The sequence below is a fragment of the Lachnospiraceae bacterium KGMB03038 genome, from assembly GCA_007361935.1.
GTDB lineage: Bacteria > Bacillota > Clostridia > Lachnospirales > Lachnospiraceae > Massilistercora.
Genome location: CP041667.1, coordinates 2908721 through 2927008, shown reverse-complemented (window position 1 = coordinate 2927008; position 18288 = coordinate 2908721). Strand labels below are relative to the sequence as shown.

Annotated in this window: 12 protein-coding genes and 2 pseudogenes; 8 read left to right on the top strand and 6 right to left on the bottom strand. The window is 40.3% G+C overall.

Annotated elements, in window-relative coordinates; translation table 11 throughout:
* Window positions 1-161: 161 nt before the first annotated feature.
* The 3 genes from hsdR to FND36_14420 are packed head-to-tail and all read left to right on the top strand — an operon-like array spanning window position 162 to window position 6453.
* Window positions 162-3422, top strand: a complete 3261-nt coding sequence (gene hsdR / locus FND36_14430; GenBank protein ID QDW75127.1) for a type I restriction-modification system endonuclease — start codon at window positions 162-164, stop codon at window positions 3420-3422.
* On the top strand, window positions 3419-4846 hold the full coding sequence (locus FND36_14425) for an N-6 DNA methylase (GenBank protein QDW75126.1): 1428 nt from the start codon (window positions 3419-3421) through the stop codon (window positions 4844-4846). Before hsdR ends, FND36_14425 begins: the two co-directional genes overlap by 4 nt.
* A complete protein-coding gene (locus tag FND36_14420; GenBank protein ID QDW75125.1) occupies window positions 4846-6453 on the top strand; it encodes a restriction endonuclease subunit S in 1608 nt (535 codons plus the stop codon). The genes FND36_14425 and FND36_14420 overlap by 1 nt, the downstream gene beginning before the upstream one ends.
* A gap of 210 nt (window positions 6454-6663) precedes the next feature.
* Here the strand turns inward: FND36_14420 and FND36_14415 are convergent, their stop codons facing one another.
* From FND36_14415 to FND36_14405, 3 genes and pseudogenes are all read right to left on the bottom strand, one after another.
* A complete protein-coding gene (locus FND36_14415; GenBank protein QDW75124.1) occupies window positions 6664-7860 on the bottom strand; it encodes an IS256 family transposase in 1197 nt (398 codons plus the stop codon).
* Between the two features lie 156 nt (window positions 7861-8016).
* Window positions 8017-9264 (bottom strand): IS256 family transposase, encoded by a 1248-nt coding sequence (locus FND36_14410; protein QDW75123.1) that lies wholly within the window; start codon window positions 9262-9264, stop codon window positions 8017-8019.
* A 386-nt stretch (window positions 9265-9650) separates the two neighbouring features.
* Window positions 9651-9773, bottom strand: a pseudogene (locus FND36_14405) (restriction endonuclease subunit S).
* A gap of 284 nt (window positions 9774-10057) precedes the next feature.
* On the opposite strand from FND36_14405, the gene FND36_14400 reads away from it, so the two are divergent.
* The 5 genes from FND36_14400 (at window position 10058) to guaA (ending at window position 15654) form a co-directional block, all read left to right on the top strand.
* Window positions 10058-11284 carry an AAA family ATPase gene (locus FND36_14400; GenBank protein ID QDW75122.1) on the top strand — a complete coding sequence of 409 codons (1227 nt, stop codon included), beginning with the start codon at window positions 10058-10060 and terminating at the stop codon, window positions 11282-11284.
* Complete coding sequence (locus FND36_14395; protein QDW75121.1) at window positions 11277-11978, top strand: RloB domain-containing protein; 702 nt, start codon at window positions 11277-11279, stop codon at window positions 11976-11978. The genes FND36_14400 and FND36_14395 overlap by 8 nt, the downstream gene beginning before the upstream one ends.
* A 94-nt stretch (window positions 11979-12072) precedes the next feature.
* Window positions 12073-12327: a sporulation transcriptional regulator SpoIIID gene (gene spoIIID, locus FND36_14390; protein QDW75120.1), complete on the top strand. Its 255-nt coding sequence runs from the start codon at window positions 12073-12075 to the stop codon at window positions 12325-12327.
* Window positions 12328-12539: 212 nt separating this feature from the next.
* Complete coding sequence (locus tag FND36_14385; GenBank protein ID QDW75119.1) at window positions 12540-13904, top strand: MATE family efflux transporter; 1365 nt, start codon at window positions 12540-12542, stop codon at window positions 13902-13904.
* Between the two features lie 202 nt (window positions 13905-14106).
* Window positions 14107-15654, top strand: a complete 1548-nt coding sequence (gene guaA, locus FND36_14380) for a glutamine-hydrolyzing GMP synthase (protein ID QDW75118.1) — start codon at window positions 14107-14109, stop codon at window positions 15652-15654.
* A 78-nt stretch (window positions 15655-15732) separates the two neighbouring features.
* Here guaA and FND36_14375 read toward each other — a convergent pair whose 3' ends face one another.
* The 3 genes and pseudogenes from FND36_14375 to FND36_14365 form a co-directional block, all read right to left on the bottom strand.
* Window positions 15733-16383 carry a hypothetical protein gene (locus FND36_14375; GenBank protein QDW75117.1) on the bottom strand — a complete coding sequence of 217 codons (651 nt, stop codon included), beginning with the start codon at window positions 16381-16383 and terminating at the stop codon, window positions 15733-15735.
* A gap of 389 nt (window positions 16384-16772) precedes the next feature.
* Complete coding sequence (locus tag FND36_14370) at window positions 16773-17492, bottom strand: caspase family protein (protein QDW75116.1); 720 nt, start codon at window positions 17490-17492, stop codon at window positions 16773-16775.
* A gap of 156 nt (window positions 17493-17648) precedes the next feature.
* Window positions 17649-17815, bottom strand: a pseudogene (locus FND36_14365) (hypothetical protein).
* Window positions 17816-18288: the final 473 nt, after the last annotated feature.

Genomic DNA, 18288 nt, shown 5'->3' with positions numbered 1-18288 from the left:
TAACAGGTATGACTAAGAGTAGGTAAAATTGGTTTTCTATTTGTTCCAGGATGGTATTTTAAAGGCATAATAATTGAAAGAGATGGGAGGATTTGATATATTATATATAATAACTTCTGATAATACAGAATTATCAGAATATCATGCAAAGGAGAAGGCGTATGAAATCAAATTTTGATTTTTTAAATAAGTATTGGCCAGCCCTTGCTCAAGTGGGAGCAACTGCCGAGCATTATTTGTATTCAGATCCGAATGCGTGTATTTATAAGCTGGGAATGTTTAGTGAACGCCTGATTCTTGAAATATTTGCATTTGAACATATTGCTGAACCGAATTATGATAATACTCACGCAAATCGTATTCGTTTATTAAAGCGAGAAAAATTGATACCGAAAAAGATAGATGATGTTTTATATGCACTTCGTAAAAAACGTAATGATGCAGTACATAATTATACTGATTCCGAAGATACAGCAAAAACCTTGTTGTCATTAGCATATAACCTTGCCGTATGGTTCATGGAGGTTTACGGAGATTGGAATTATGAACCGCAAGGATTTGTTATGCCTGTTAAGGAAGATGAAATCGATTATGCGGCACTGATTGAAGAACAAGAGAAAAAAATTGCTGAATTGACAAAACAGGTGACAGCGGCACGGACAAATGTTTCTGGAACTTCTGTGAAACAGCGTGTCGAAAAATCAGAAGTAGCGTCTGAAGGGATGGAACTTTCAGAAGCACAGACGCGGATGCTTATTGACGAACAATTACAGCGTGTTGGATGGGAAGCAGATACAAACCATTTACGCTATTCGAAAGGCACTCGTCCTCAGAAGGGCAGAAATATAGCAATTGCGGAATGGCCTACGGGTTCTTCGGTCGGAAACACAGGCTATGTAGATTATATGCTTTTTGCTGGCGAAAAAATGGTTGGTGTAATAGAAGTGAAGAAAGCAGCGGTAGATGTTCCGTCGGTGTTGTCAGATCAATGTGCAGATTATGCGCAAATGATTCGATTAGAGCACTACCAGTATGCAATTTCTAATTGGGGGAAATATAGAGTTCCATTTTTATTTGCAACGAATGGAAGAAAATATCTGAAACAGCTTGAAACAAAATCAGGAATATGGTTTCGGGATGTAAGACAGCCCAATATGCCAGATAAGGCACTACATGGCTGGATAAGCCCACAGGGGATATTAGAATTATTAGAAAAAGACATTCCAACAGCAAATACCGTTTTGAATAATACCCCATATGATCTGCTCCGTGATCCGGATGGATTGAATCTGCGAGAATATCAGATTAGAGCGATTGAAGCGGCAGAGCAGGAAGTTATCAATGGAAAGCAGACAGTTTTGCTTTCTATGGCAACAGGAACGGGAAAGACCAGAACAATTCTTGGTATGATTTATCGGTTTATTAAAAGTGAGCGTTTTAAGCATGTCCTTTTTTTGGTGGACAGAACAGCACTTGGTGATCAGGCAACAGATGTATTTAAGGAAGTAAAAATAGAAGAACTAATGACCTTGGATTCTATTTATAATATCAAAGGGTTGGACGAAAAAGAAATTGACCGGGAAACGAAGATACATGTTGCAACTGTTCAAAGCCTTGTAAAACGCCTTCTTTATAATGAAAGTGAACAGGTACTGTCTGTTACAGATTATGATTTGATAATAGTAGATGAAGCGCATCGCGGATATATTCTCGACAAAGAAATGAGTGAGGCAGAGTTGCTTTATCGGGATCAGGATGATTATGTCAGTAAATATAGAACAGTTATTGAATACTTCGATGCGGTTAAGATTGCACTTACAGCAACGCCAGCGTTGCATACAACGGAAATATTTGGGAAACCGGTGTTTGATTATTCGTATCGCGAGGCTGTGATTGACGGATATTTGGTCGATCATGATGCGCCGCATGATATTCGGACAAAGCTCCGCAACGAGGGCATTCAATATAAAAAAGGGGAAAGCTTGGCAATTTATGATCCGATATCAGGAGAAATTCTGAACAGTGATGAATTAGAAGATGATATGAAGTTTGAGATTGATTCGTTTAATCGGAAAGTCATTACAGAAAACTTTAATCGCGCTGTATTCAATGAAATTGCCTGGGATTTGGATCCGGATGGAGAGGGCAAAACGTTAATATATGCAGTAGATGATGATCATGCTGATATGATTGTAAAAATATTGCAGGATATTTATATCGAAGGCAATGTATCTAAAGAAGTTGTAAAAAAGATTACAGGAAGTATTGCCGGAGGAAATAAGAAGAAAATCAGAGAGGCTATTAGAAAATTTAAGAACGAGCAGAATCCCAAAATCGTAGTTACGGTTGATTTGCTTACGACGGGGATTGACGTACCTGAAATTACTAATCTGGTATTTATGCGCCGTATTAAGTCGAGAATTTTATTTGAGCAAATGCTGGGGCGTGCGACTAGATTATGCCCGAAAATTGACAAGACACATTTTGAAATATACGATCCTGTAGGAGTGTACGAAACACTGCAGGATGTTAGTAAAATGAAACCGGTTGTGGTGAATCCGAATACGACATTTGCGGATTTGATACATGGTGTGGAGATTTTAGAATCACCGGATGAAATTTCTTATCAAATTGAAATGATAGTGGCGAAACTCCGGAGAAAACAAAGAAATATAAGCGTAAAGGGTTTGGAGCAGTTTCAACATTTGACCGGAGGGAAAACGCCGGAAGAATTTGGAAATGAACTACGTGAAAATACTGCTCAGGATGCCAAGGAAAGTATTTTATGGCGAAAAGATGCATTTGAAATACTGGATAGAGATAATGGGAATCGAAGGCCGGGAAGGATTGTAGACCAACATCCAGATGAAGTTGTCAGCCATAGACGAGGATATGGAGAAGGGCAGAAGCCGGAGGATTATATAGAGGCTTTCAAACAGTTTATTCGGAGTAATTTTAATGAAATTGCCGCTTTGAAAACGGTATGTACCAAACCGGCTGAATTAACTCGTGCCGATTTAAAAAGTCTTCGATTAGAACTTGAAAGACATAATTTTACAGTTAAGCAATTAAATTCTGCGTGGAATGCTATGACAAATCAAGATATCGCGGCAGATATTATTGCGTTTATCCGCCAGCAGGCAATTGGATCTGTATTAGTAAGTCATGAAACAAGGGTAAAAAATGCTTTTGCAAAACTTAAGCTAAATCATGAGTTTAATAAGAATCAACTTGAATGGCTAAAAAGAATCGAAAAGGTTTTGTTAGACGAAAGTGTCTTAGATGAAAAAATTTTTGAAGTCGGGGCATTTAGAAATGCCGGAGGCTTTACAATTATTGATCGTCGCTTTGGAGGGAAACTCCGCGACATCATTGGTGAGCTCAATGAATATTTATATGAAGACGGAGGAAGTATTGCGTGAATAATCAGGAGATAGTGGCTAAATTATGGGGATTATGTAATGTGCTACGGGATGATGGAATTACTTATCATCAGTATGTGACAGAGCTTACATATATTCTGTTCTTGAAAATGTGCAAAGAGACCGACAGTGAGGAAGTAATTCCCGAAGAGTATCGTTGGGATAAATTAGTTGGTAAACAAGGGATTGAATTGAAAAAATTCTATAAGGAACTATTGGAGAAGCTTGGAGAAAGTACTGGACGTGTACGAGAGATTTATCAAGGGGCGCAGACAAATATAGACGAGCCTAAAAATTTAGAGAAAATCATCGTTACCATTGATCAATTTGATTGGTACACGGCGAAAGAAGAAGGGCTGGGGAATTTATACGAAGGATTACTTGAAAAGAATGCAAATGAGAAAAAATCTGGAGCAGGTCAGTATTTTACCCCTCGCGTTTTGATAAATATAATGACACGCTTGATTGCGCCACAAGCGGGAGAGCACTGCAATGATCCCGCGTGTGGAACATTCGGATTTATGATTGCGGCAGATCGATATGTAAAAGAACACACCGATAATTTATTTGATTTGTCTGTGGACGAGCAGGAGTTTCAACGTACACAGGCTTTTTCAGGTTGTGAATTAGTACATGATACACACCGGTTAGCATTGATGAATGCCATGCTTCATGATATAAGTGGCCCGATTTATCTTGGGGATACGCTGTCAAATTATGGAAAGCAAATGAAAGGATATGATGTCGTACTGACGAATCCCCCTTTTGGCACGAAAAGGGGAGGAGAACGTGCAACTCGCGATGACTTTACATATCCGACCAGTAATAAGCAGTTAAATTTCTTACAGCATATTTATCGCAGTTTGAAAACTACCGGAACTGCCCGTGCTGCTGTTGTACTTCCAGATAATGTATTATTTGCTGATGGTGATGGAGAAAAAATCCGGCGGGATTTAATGGAAAAATGTAATCTACATACAATTCTGCGGTTGCCAACCGGAATTTTTTATGCGCAGGGTGTTAAGACAAATGTTTTGTTTTTTACAAGAGGAAAGACGGACTCCGGAAATACAAAAGAAACATGGATTTATGATCTTCGTTCAGATATGCCTTCGTTTGGAAAGACGAACCCGTTGAAAGAGGAGCATTTTGAAGAGTTTGTAAAGTGCTATGCAGACGGTGATATTTCTTCCAGAACAGAAACATACAGCGAAGAGAATCCGAATGGAAGATGGCGGAAATTTACTTATGAAGAAATCCTCGCAAGAGATAAGACAAGTCTGGATATTACATGGATTAAAACAGAAAGCACTGCAGATGATTATACCCTTGCAGAGTTATTAGAGATGATAAAAGAAAAATCATCCAATATTGCTAAGGCAGTGGCACAGTTGGAAGAATTGATAGGTGAGGTAGAGGAATAATGGATACAAAAGCACTGAGACAAAAAATACTTGACCTTGCGATTCGTGGCAAACTGGTGCCGCAGGATCCGAATGATGAGCCGGCTTCTGTACTTCTGGAACGAATCCGACAAGAAAAAAAGAAAATGGTTGAAGAAGGAAAACTAAAGGCAAAGGATATCAAGAAGGACACAATTATCTTTAAGGGTGAGGATAATTTACATTATGAGAAGTTCTTGGACGGAACAGTGAAATGTATTGAAGATGAGATACCGTTTGAGGTGCCGGAAGGGTGGGCATGGGATCGCTTATCCAATCTTGCTGCCTTTTCCGGAGGGAAAACGCCTTCAACATCTCATCGAGAATTTTGGGATGGAGAGATTCTTTGGGTAACATCCAAAGACATGAAAAGCAAATATATAACTTCTTCACAGTTACGATTGAGCGCATTGGGCGTAGAACAAATGCAGATGTACCAACCAGATACATTATTACTCGTTACACGTAGTGGAATCCTAAGACATACATTGCCAGTATCTATTCTCAAAGAACGAGCAACAATCAATCAGGATCTAAAGGCCATTGTTCTCTATATGCCACAACTTACAGAATACATTTATGTATGTCTAAAGGGCATGGAGGCACAGTTACTTCTAAAATATACTAAGTCAGGTACAACTGTAGAAAATATAAATTTTAACGAATTTCAAAAGGTATTGCTTCCGATCCCTCCTTTACAAGAAATGGCTAAAATAATAATGGCTATTTGTAAAGCAGAACATATTATTTCTCCTATCGAAGATAGCAAAGTAGAATTGGTAGAATATGTAGCAAAAGCGAAAGCAAAAATTCTTGATCTTGCTATCCGTGGTAAACTTGTACCTCAGGATCCTAACGATGAACCAGCTTCTGTTCTTCTGAAACGTATACGACAAGAAAAAGAAGAGCTCATCAAACAGGGCAAAATCAAGCGTAATAAGAAGGAGTCTGTTATCTTTAAAGGTGAGGATAACTCTTATTATGAGAAGATTGGAGAAGATGTGTGTTGTATTGACGAAGAAATACCATATGATATTCCTGACTCATGGGAATGGTTGCGGCTGAAGAATTGCTGTATTAAGGAAATTCGTCGTGGAAAATCGCCAAAATATACCACGAAAAGTAATACGCTTGTTTTTGCACAAAAATGTAATACAAAATATAATGGCATCGATACCGGGCTAGCATTGTATCTGGATGAAAGCATATTAGACAAATACCCGAATGAAGAATATATGCATGATGGTGATGTGGTAGTCAACTCTACTGGCACAGGTACTTTAGGGCGTGTTGGATACTACAGAACGACTGACAACAGTCTCGGTTTACCGATAGTGCCGGATTCGCATGTAACCATTATTCGTGGATTTCGCAGCATACAAACATTTTATCTGTATATATTTATGAAAGCAAACCAAAGTGTGCTTGAGAAAAAAGGTGAAGGTTCCACAAATCAAAAAGAGCTAAAACCAATAACGTTGAAAGAAATACTGGTTCCAATTCCACCAGCCTCTGAGCAACAACGGATTAAAAATGCTATTACTACTGCATTTGCCTTTGTTGAAATGATAGAAAAGAGCCTTAGTTGAGGGCCTTTTCTACATTTTCGAGACCGTTTCAAGTTTTGTGTAAACTAAAAAAACTGATATAAGATATGTTATTAGTTACTTTGGGCAGAGCCGATTTTTTGAGGTCCTGCCCCTGCTTGTATTATAATGCAGTTTCCAGACATGTCAAGCAGAGCGATAGTGTCAATAGTTTTTCGCAAAATCAAAACCTAGCCGTTTAGCAGCCGGTAGTCAGCCGGCTATGATATCAGACAGCAGATCCTCTTCTGTTTTGAAAAGATGATCCATATTCATATAGCGTCTGGCTCCCCAACTGGTTGCTGCTACGTGACGCAGTCTGGCACATACGAGCATCAAGGCACTCTGCCCGTCAGGAAAAGCACCGATCGCTTTTGTACGCCGTTTAATCTCACGGTTGAGGCGCTCAATAGCGTTATTGGTTCGGATCCGGGTCCAATGCTGCGTAGGAAAATCCATATAGGTCAAGGTTTCTTCAATCCCGTCCTCTACCTTCTTGGCAGCTTTAGCAAGCTTCATGGCACGGAGTTTCTCCGCTACCTGGATTGCTTTTTCACGGGCGGCTTCCTTGCTTTCCTGCGCATGGATCGCCTTGAGCATAAGCGCTACCGTTTTCATCTTGTTACGGGGGGTAACAGAAAATATATTTCTGTAAAAATGAACCGTACAGCGCTGATATCTGGCATCCGGAAAGACTTCCGGAATGGTTTCAAGCATACCGAGATTCTTATCGCCGATGATCAAACGTACACCAGTAAGCCCGCGTTCTTTCAACCATACGAAGAAAGAACGCCAGCTTTCACGATCCTCTTTCATCCCTTCCGCAGCACCAAGGATTTCCCGGCAGCCATCCTGACTGACGCCAATGGCAACGAGAACAGAAACGTTCTGGATCTCGCCGCCCCAGCTACGTTTCAGGTAAACACCATCTACGTAAACATAAGGATAGTTCCCGGAAAGCGGACGGGTACGCCAGGTTTCAATATGCTCATAAGCCTTTTTATTCAGGTTACTGATGGTTCCAGGGGATACTTTCGTTCCCCATAAGGCTTCGGTGATATCTTCCACGCGTCGGACAGAAACACCGGCCAGATACATCTCAATAAGAGCTTCTTCCACGGAAGATTCTCTGCGACGATATCTTTCGATAATGGCTGTCTCGAAAGGAACCCCTTTCAGTTTAGGAACCTTCAGTTCGACTTCCCCTGCGGTAGTGTGGAGATTTCGCTTATAATGGCCGGAACGATATCCCTGGCGGTCAGAGGAGCGCTCATACTTTTCAGCGTTGACTAATTCGTCGGCTTCCTTATCGAGCAGGGCGTTTAATGTTTCTTCGACACTGTTACGGACAAGATCCTTTAAATCATGCTTTATTAAGTCCTCATTTAGCTGTATAATCTTATCAGACATGGTTCTATAGCCTCCTTTGATAGATTTAGTTGTGGTGACTTGATTTTACCAAACGGCTATAGACCATGTCTATTTTTATGAAATTGATTTTGCGAAATTAATTATACGTTATCAGCAGAGCTGGCTTGGCCAGCCCTGCTTGACCACAGAAACGGCTTATAATCCAGATAATCGTTCTTCAAAAAATATCTCCAGCTGCGAATGGATCTGTCCCCAATCCTGTCGGTGGCCTGTCCATTTTTTCGTGATATCCATCATGGCCAAATACAGCATTTTTAAAAGGCTCTCATCGGAAGGAAACACTGTCTTGGATTTTGTGACTTTCCGGAGCTGGCGATTAAATCCCTCAATTGCATTGGTAGTATAGATCAGACAGCGGACCGCTTCCGGGTACTTAAAATAAGTCGAAAGATTCACCCAGTTATCTTTCCAGGATTTCGCTATTTTCGGGTATTTTCCGCTCCATTTGTCATCAAAGCTGTCCAGCTCTGCTAATGCGATTTCTTCTGTTGGAGCCGCATATACACGTTTCAGATCAGCCATCAGGGGCTTGAGTTCCTTATAGGAAACGAACTTCGTTGTATTCCGAATCTGATGAATGATGCATTGCTGGATTTCTGTCTGGGGAAATACCGCCTCAATTGCCTGAGGAAATCCTGTCAGCCCATCCACACATGCAATCAGGATATCTTCTACCCCGCGGTTCCTTAGCCCGTTCAAAATGGAAAGCCAGAATTTCGCGCTTTCGTTTTGGCCCACATACATGCCAAGCACGTCTTTATGTCCTTCCATGTCAATCCCAATGGCGATATAAACCGCACGTTTTACAATCCGGCCTTCATTGCGCACATGGTAATGGATGGCGTCCATGAAAACCACGGCATAAATCTCTTCCAATGGCCTTTCCTGCCATTCTTTCACAATGGGAAGGATCTTATCAGTGATTCGGCTGATGGTGCTGTCAGAGATTTCGATGTCGTATAGTTCACGCATATGGCTTTCAATATCATTCGTGGTCATTCCTTTGGCATACATAGAGATGATCTTTTCCTCCATGTCCTGAGTGACAGTATTCTGGTATTTCTTGACAATCTGCGGTTCAAACTCGCCTTTCCTGTCCCTGGGGATGTCGATTTCCATGTCTCCATAGCTGGTATGCATTGTTTTCTGAGAATGTCCATTTCTGGAATTATCCGTTTCCTTGTTACGATAATCATACTTAGAATAACCTAAGTCCTCGTCCATCTCCTGGTCCAGAACACCTTCCAGAATGATGGACATCATGTCCCGCATGATAGAGTTAACATCTGTCCCATCTTTGACTTTAACATTGTTTTCTTTCATGTAGTTGCCCATCATTTCTCGAAGGGCTGCTTTTTGTGGGGTATCCTTTTTCCTTGCCATAAAATAAACCTCCAAACTGGTAAGTCTATCTTACATCAGTTTGAAGGTTTACACAAACTTTGGGATACTCCCACAAAATTACCATCAAGAATTGATGCCAAAAAAGTAGAGTCGATGATTACTGGCCTAATTGTGCAACAAGAATATGAAACTATAAAACGAATATCCTTTGTAACCACACGAGCCTTTCCCAAACAAGCCCCAATACGAGAGTAAATTATATCATTCTTTTGAGGAAGTGCCTTCCTAGACAAACGCAAAAAATCTTCCTCACTTATCATTTTCACATCATCGGTGTAATTGATAGTTCCATTATTCAACAAATCTTTTGCCGACAAGAATAAAACCCCATCATCAACTGCTTTTGGCATCTTATGGTCGATGTCTGAAATAAGACTGCATATTGATGTCAAACGACTCCACATCCACCCCTCCGGTACCTCAAACGGTATTTCATCTTCAATACATTTCACCGTTCCATCTTGAAACTTCTCATAATGTAAATTATAGATTTCATAATCCAAACTCAGTGGCAGTAACCACCGATTATTTAATAAAATTTTAATAGCTGCTAATTCAGAACGGGTTTAAAGAGCGATTTAGACTGCAGCGGATCAGGTCGCAAAAGAAACAGAAAGTAATGATGGAGATTCTATGTAAAGTATATGTAGGATCTTCATTTTTTGATAATTACAAATAAAAATATGAGATTTTATCTCAAATATTGTTTACAAAATGGGGATAAGAGATATAATAGATAATATAGATAGAGAGGGATTTGGAGGTGACTACTATGTTGTGTCAATTTACAGTTAGAAATTTTAAGAGCATACGAGATGAGGCAACGTTTGATATGCAGGCTGCCGCCATTTCTGAACATGAAGATCGGATTATCAAGGATAAAGATGGTGAGTTATATTTGCCGGTGTCCGCTATTTATGGACCGAATGGCGGCGGAAAATCAAATGTTCTTGAAGCTCTGCATAGTTTGTCATTAAAGGTACTTCGACCATTATATGCAACCAGTGATAATGAGGAACGTGTCATTCCTCGAAAAAAACTGGTCATTGAGCCGTTTGCTTTTTCAGAAGAGAAAAAAGAAGAACCTACGGAATTTGAAGTGTTTTTCAGAACGAAGCTGGCTGAATATCGATATATATTAAGTGTAAAGCGCGATCTGGTTTTATATGAACGTCTGGAGCGTGTAAAGTTAGACACCGGAAGAAGATCAGCACTTTTTGAGAGAGATGATAAGGGAATCATTTTGAAAGGTGTTTTTGCGAAGTTAAAAATAAGTGATGAATTGTCGGATACGCTTCCGTTACTTTCCTATCTTGGAATCACTTATCGAAAAAATGAAGTCGTAAATGATGTGCTGGATTGGTTTGAATTTGGAATTAGTTTTATGAATTATGGAAATCCAGTGCAGGAACTGCGTATGGCGATTGCAAATTCGGAAGATGTAAAAGATCTGGTTTTGAAAATGATTCAGGAAATGGATCTGGATATTCTGGATTTTCGTGTGGAAGAAATGGAACATGATCACATAGAAGTTTTTACAAAACATGAAGTAGATGGATATGAAACAGAACTGAATCTGTCAGACGAGTCCAGCGGTACAAAAAAATTATTTGGATTGCTTCCATTTATTGCAGAAAGTTTGATTGATGGAACAACTTTAGTAATTGATGAATTGGATGCAAAAATTCATCCCGTCTTACTGCGCTACATTATTATGCTATATAACGACATGGAAGCGAATCGTAAAGGCGCTCAGTTGATCTTTACATCGCATGATCTGTCAACCATGAACAGTGAAGTGTTCCGCAGAGACGAAATCTGGTTTGTGGCTAAAGGGAACAGCCAGAATTCCAAGCTGTATTCTTTGGTTGAATTTAAGAACAGCAAAGGGGAATCTGTCCGTAAGGATGCAAAGTTTGACAAGCAGTATTTGGAAGGGAAATACGGCGCTGATCCATACCTCAGAAAAATCATAGATTGGGGGAGTGTCAATGCCTAAGAAAGCTGGAATGGACGCATGGAAGAAAAAACGCCGCCAAGAATACATGGAAATGAAAGAATACCGTTACTATATCTTCTGTGAAGGTCAGCAGACAGAACCCCGATACTTTGAAGGGTTTAAGAAATTAATCGAGGACAACCCTGTCTATCGGGACATGGTGCTGATTGAAATAGAACCATGCCAGGCGGAAACCATGCGAGTGATTGGGATGGCCGAACGATATGTAAAAAAGCATAAAATCAAAAGAGGGCAGATATGGTGCGTTTATGATAAAGATAGTTTTCCGGCCGGAGATTTCAATGGCGTCGTACACCGTGCAGAACAGCTAAATAAGGAAAATCCGGATTTACAGTATCATACTGCGTGGAGTAATGAATGTATTGAATTTTGGTTCTTACTTCATTTTGCCTACTATACGTCCAATAACCACCGAATAGAATATATCCAGTTTCTAAATGATAAGTTTACAACGCTAGGTCTTGGGAAATATCAAAAGAATATGAAAGATATTTTTGAAATTCTGTTGATGAAAGGGAATCCGAAGCTGGCAATACGATATGCGAAGAGAATTATAAAGAATGGAGAGGGGAAAACTCCGGCAGAGATTGCACCAGGGACGAAGGTATACGAGTTGGTAGAGGAACTGGCAAAGTATTTGCCGGAGAAAATTCAAAAGCAAATAGTGGAGTAGATCTGGTGAATGTGACCAGGGATGAAATATGGGAGGTATGACTTGGAATTCCCCTGCATAGATTGTAAAAACAATGTTTGCAGGGGGATTTTTCTTGAAAGATTATATTGAAGAGCGGGCGGTAGAGATTGCCAGTTATATCATTGAACACAAGGCGACGGTGAGGCAGACGGCGAAAAAATTCGGGGTAAGTAAGAGTACCATACATAAGGATGTAACCGAGCGCCTCCGGCAGATCAATCCAGGCCTGGCTTCAGAAGTTCGTAAAGTGCTGGATGTAAATAAATCTGAGCGCCATATCCGGGGCGGTCTTGCCACCAGAGAAAAATACCGGCATCAGCAGGCGTAAAGGATACATATTTTGCGGTGGAAGATCTGGAACAAACGGTTCTTGGTTTCCCGCCGCAGCCGGTATGATGGCAGATATGTCAAGAGAAATCATTTAATGGAAAAGAAATATTTTTCAGGTTTATCTATACTTTGCGAGGAAAAACAAGTATACTTGATTGGGAAATTTATTACAAACGTGAAGTTTGTTACGAAAGAAGGCGACTTGTAAATATGACAGCGATAGCGGAGAAAAAAGACAGGAGCCAGTATCTGTTCAGCAACCGGGATCTTCGGGTACTGATCCTGCCGCTGATCGTAGAACAATTTCTGGCTGTTCTGGTGGGAATGGCCGACAGCATCATGGTAGCCAGTGTGGGCGAGGCGGCTGTATCCGGCGTATCTTTGGTAGATAATATCATGGTGCTGCTGATCAACCTGTTTGCGGCGCTGGCTACTGGAGGGGCAGTAGTATCCGGTCAGTATCTGGGGCAGAAACGGAAAGAAGGAGCGTGCAGATCTGCCACGCAGCTGATCTGGTTTATCACGATCTGCGCGGCGGCGGTAACGATACTGATCTATGTGTTCAAGGACTGGATCCTTCACGGGGTGTTTGGCCAAATCGAGCCGGATGTTATGGGACATGCCAATACATATTTGCTGATCGTGACGGCATCCATCCCTTTTATCGCCCTCTACAACGGAGGCGCGGCTATTTTCCGTACCATGGGAAATTCGAAGATTTCCATGCGGGTTTCGATTGTCATGAATGTGGTCAACGTGAGCGGAAACGCGATTTTGATCTATGGATTCCACCGGGGGACGGAGGGAGTGGCAATCCCAACGTTAGTGTCCAGGATCGTAGCGGCTGTGCTGATCATCATTCTGCTTTGTGATAAGAGAAGAGACATTTTTATCGAGGCAAAATTACGGTATCGTCCCGACTGGTCTCTGATCCGGAAGATTTTGAGCATTGGCGTGCCAAATGGTTTGGAGAACAGCATGTTCCAGCTTGGAAAGATTATTGTGCTCAGTTTGGTGTCCACATTTGGGACTTATGCGATCGCGGCAAACGCAGTGTCTAATGTACTGGCTTCGTTCCAGGTGCTGCCAGGAATGGCTATCGCCCTTGCGGTGACGACCGTCATTGCCCGGTGTGTGGGAGCGGGAGACTATGAACAGGTAAAATACTATACAAAAAAACTGCTGATCATTACCCATATCAGTATGGTGATAGCGAACGCGGTTATAGTGGCGCTGCTTCCGGTGATCTTAAAGGCATATAATCTTTCGGACCTGACTGCACAGACGACCCGGCAGATCATTGTGTTTTACGCGATCTGCTGTATCTTGTTTTGGCCGATGTCTTTTACCCTGCCGGCTACCTTTCGGGCGTCCGGAGACGCAAAGATGTGCATGATTATTTCCGTTGTGTCTATGTGGATCTTCCGCATCATTTTCAGTTACATTTTGGGAAAATATATGGGACTGGGAGTCTTTGGCGTGTGGGTGGCTATGGTCATCGACTGGCTGGTGCGGGGAGGCTGCTTTATCTTCCGGTATTACAGCGAAAAATGGAAACATCAGGCAATTTCCTAGGAATTCGAGAAGGATGTTCTTGAGAGAGACGGTGTGAATTATTTTCAACGGTATTTTTCGGGAAAAGAGAAATGGTGATTGTAAATAGGGGGCGGCTACTTTATAATGAAGCTAAGACGTCGCAAAGACGGGAAAGAAATGCAAAAACCTGTTAAAGAAAAACCTGTCAGGAAAGAATCTGGCAGATAAGGAGGAACATAAGTTGAAGAGAGAGTTAGTCATTGTCCTAGATTTTGGGGGTCAGTATAACCAGCTGGTCGCAAGACGCGTCCGGGAAAGCAATGTATACTGTGAGATCTATTCTTACAAGACGGATCTTGAGACCATCAAGGGAATGAACCCTAAGGGGATCATTCTGACAGGCGGACCAAATAGCTGTTATCTGGAAGATTCGCCCACATACTCCAGGGAACTGTTCGAGTTGGGAATCCCTGTATTGGGGCTGTGTTACGGCGCCCAGTTGATGATGCATGTGCTGGGAGGAACCGTAGAGCGGGCGAAGGTAAGAGAATACGGAAAGACGGAAGTGCTGATCGATAAAACGGCTTCCAAAGTCTTTGCCGATGTGTCTGAAAAGACGATCTGCTGGATGAGCCATTTTGATTATATTTCCAAGATCGCGCCTGGATTTGAGATCACAGCCCATACGGCAGACTGCCCGGTGGCCGCGGCGGAAAACGCGGAGGCGGGACTGTATGCGATCCAGTTCCATCCAGAGGTGCTGCACACGGCGGAAGGAACGAAGATGATCGATAATTTCGTAAAGAAAGTCTGCGGCTGTTCCGGTGATTGGAAGATGGATTCCTTTGTAGAAGAGTCTATCAAACAGATCCGTGAGAAAGTAGGAGATGGCAAAGTGCTGCTGGCGCTGTCCGGCGGTGTGGATTCTTCTGTCGCCGCGGGCCTGCTTTCCAGAGCGATTGGAAAACAGTTGACATGCGTATTTGTAGACCATGGACTTCTGCGTAAAAATGAGGGAGACGAGGTGGAATCCGTCTTCGGGCCGGAAGGTGATTTCGACCTGAATTTCATCCGCGTAAATGCGCAGGAGAGATATTATAAGAAACTGGCAGGCGTAACAGAGCCAGAACAGAAGCGGAAGATCATAGGGGAAGAATTTATCCGTGTATTCGAGGAAGAGGCAAAGAAGATCGGCGCTGTAGACTTCCTTGCTCAGGGAACGATTTATCCGGATGTGGTGGAAAGCGGTCTGGGCGGTGAGTCTGCTGTGATTAAATCCCACCATAACGTGGGCGGACTTCCTGACTTTGTAGATTTCAAAGAGATCATTGAGCCATTAAGAGATCTTTTTAAAGACGAGGTGCGTAAGGCCGGACTGGAGCTGGGAATCCCGAAAGAGCTGGTATTCCGTCAGCCATTCCCAGGACCGGGACTTGGTATCCGTATCATCGGCGAGGTGACGGAAGAAAAGGTAAAGATCGTCCAGGATGCGGACGCGATTTACCGGGAAGAAATCGCTAAGGCCGGACTGGATCAGGATATCAACCAGTATTTTGCCGCTTTAACAAATATGAGAAGCGTAGGCGTTATGGGTGATGAGCGGACTTATGACTATGCAGTGGCACTGCGGGCGGTGAAGACCATCGACTTTATGACCGCTGAGGCGGCGGAGATCCCGTTTGAGGTGCTGAATAAGGTGATGAGCCGGATCATTAATGAGGTCAAGGGGGTTAATCGGGTCATGTATGATCTGACCAGTAAGCCGCCGGGGACGATAGAGTTTGAGTAAAATATATGAGCCAAGAAATGCCTATTTACGAGCTTTCTTGGCTCTTTCTATGTCTAGTGACAATCAAATGACAATATTTTAATAATATTCAAGGTTAATTCCGATGAATTTTTGAATAATAACTGATATAATATCTTCTACTATATTTTTCATCATTATTTCAAAGAGTAGGATTATTAAAGACCATAAGGTAAATAAATCCATATTTATAGATGAAAAGAACGGACTATTGCTAAGAAGATGGTATAATTCTGCATGTAGTAACAGAAGTAGAAGTACTATCATAAGTAAGGCATAATATATGTATAAAAAGAATCTTCTGCAAGAACGTATAGTTCTTCTGTATTTTCTTGAGTGATAGTAATTAAATAAAGCATCTTTCAAATGACTCAAATTGGGTTTATCAGATATAATGTTTTCAATTGTGTCTTTAAAAGTAGTATCATTACATCCTCTTATTTGTTCCAGATATTCCCATGAAAAATCATCATAGTATGTTGGATAATTTTCAACATTGTTTAAAAATGAGGTGATTTTATCATTTATATCTTCTGATATATCAATAATGATTTTTATTAGAGACAATATAAAAATCGGTATGGATATTAGAAAAGCAATTCCTGATAGATTATGTCTATAAAAGATACTTTCAAAAAGAACAAAAAGAAAAACAGCTCCAAACATTACGCTAGTAAAGATATTTTTTTTAATAAATACTTGTTCTTTCATTTGTAATAACCCCTTCTGGAAAATAATTAATATTATATAAAGAAATAACTTTTTATCTTAAAGTAACTAGTCCTTTAACAATTCTCATTTGTTCCACGTATAATTCTTCTTTTGTTCCTGTATTTTTCAGCGTAACAGTTTAAAGCTATTATTATATGGATGGAATTTAAAGTGAATATCATTGATCATTTCACAATTATCATATAGCCTATACCAATGTGCCTTATCTTGTGTTTTATTCACCCATGTTGTATGGCATATATAATTTCCATCTAATAAATCTTCTTCATCTCGTCCAAAATAGCAAAAGATAATATTCGTAGCCTTCCCTTTCCAGCGATATTCTGATCTTTGAGTTTTGTATATATCTAAAAATTTTAATTTATCAACTATTTCATAATTGATTTGGGATATTTCGTAAAAAGTTCTTTTAAAATGATTTCGACAACGTATCTTTTTGCAATTCCGTTATGTATAGGATCCACTGAATAAATGATGTATTTATCACTTTCTTCATAAAAAGATTTTATCTGATATGGAACATAATTCTGTACCGAAAAAAAGATGGTCCCCCCTAGATCAGATCTAAAAATAGGGTTTTGGTGATAAGATGGGTTGTTTTTATTCCATATTGTAAATAAACTCATAGGTTTTTGAGGATGTCCATAAGAATATTGTTTATCGTTGCATGATGAAAGTACAACATATCCTTTACTAACAAAATCTTCTAAAGACATAGATTTTGGAAAATCTGAAGTATGCGTTATAGAAAAATTTCCAGACATACAACTATCTAAAATTATAATTTTATTTTGAGCTTGGACTGAGCTTAATTCATCTATTATATTTTGAGTATTGGCATAACCATCGCTTAATAACAATCTATGTTGAACAGAGGAGTTCCCTCCATGTCCGGAAAAGTAAAAAATAAAAGTGTCGTCCTTCTCTATAATTGAAACCGCTTTTTGTAAAGAGATTAAGAAGTCATTTGCAGATACTTTTCCTTTAGTATCACCGCATATAATAATGTTAGAACTGTCAGCATTTAGCCCTGTAATTAATGCATTTGATACCTCTTGTATATCATTAATGCAAAAAAGGTAAATTATCTACCACGACCGCTGAATAGTCACTTACTCCTACTAGCAATGCTTTAATTTCTGCCATTTTAATTTCTCCTCTTTTATAAGATAAAGATTTGATAATCGCTTATGTATTATACTATCAAGATAAGAACTCTTTCTCAATATAAATAATGGTGTATTTTAAGGGTAAGCACTGATAATACGGTTGAACAGTTCCAGTAGCATATCTTTTGCGCCGCCGGCATTTATACCAGACTTATCGTAATGAGCACAATTACCAGAAAGCCGATAAGTATGGAAAATTCACGCCTAAGGCCTAAGTAGATACCGATTATAACAATCGTCATCAGTACTAAGCTCTGTGCATTGCTTAAAAATCAGATGTATTATAGTATGGTTATAAAAGAATTAAGATGGTGTAAAGGTAGTAGCGCAAATAATGTAGTTGGAGAGCGTGGTGAATATTTAGTAATGAAAATTTGTAATAGTACGACGGTTTTGCCCCAGCTTTTATCTGCGACGATAGGAACAGAAAATATGGATGGTATTAGCAGAAAGCAACGAGTATTTAGAGATTTACCGTGTGATCACCGATATCAGGATATTACAAGAGTTTTTGAGTGACAACACAAACATGATAACAAATTGATAACATCGTTCAGTACAGTCTGTGGACCTGAGGCAGTGGAATACATGTAAAACCAGATAGAACCATACATCCCATACAAAGAAGTATAGCAATAAGATTTTGTATGCGAGCAACAGACAGAACCCCGGAAATGCCATAACCCCAGCATTTCCGGGCTTTTTGCATCATCGA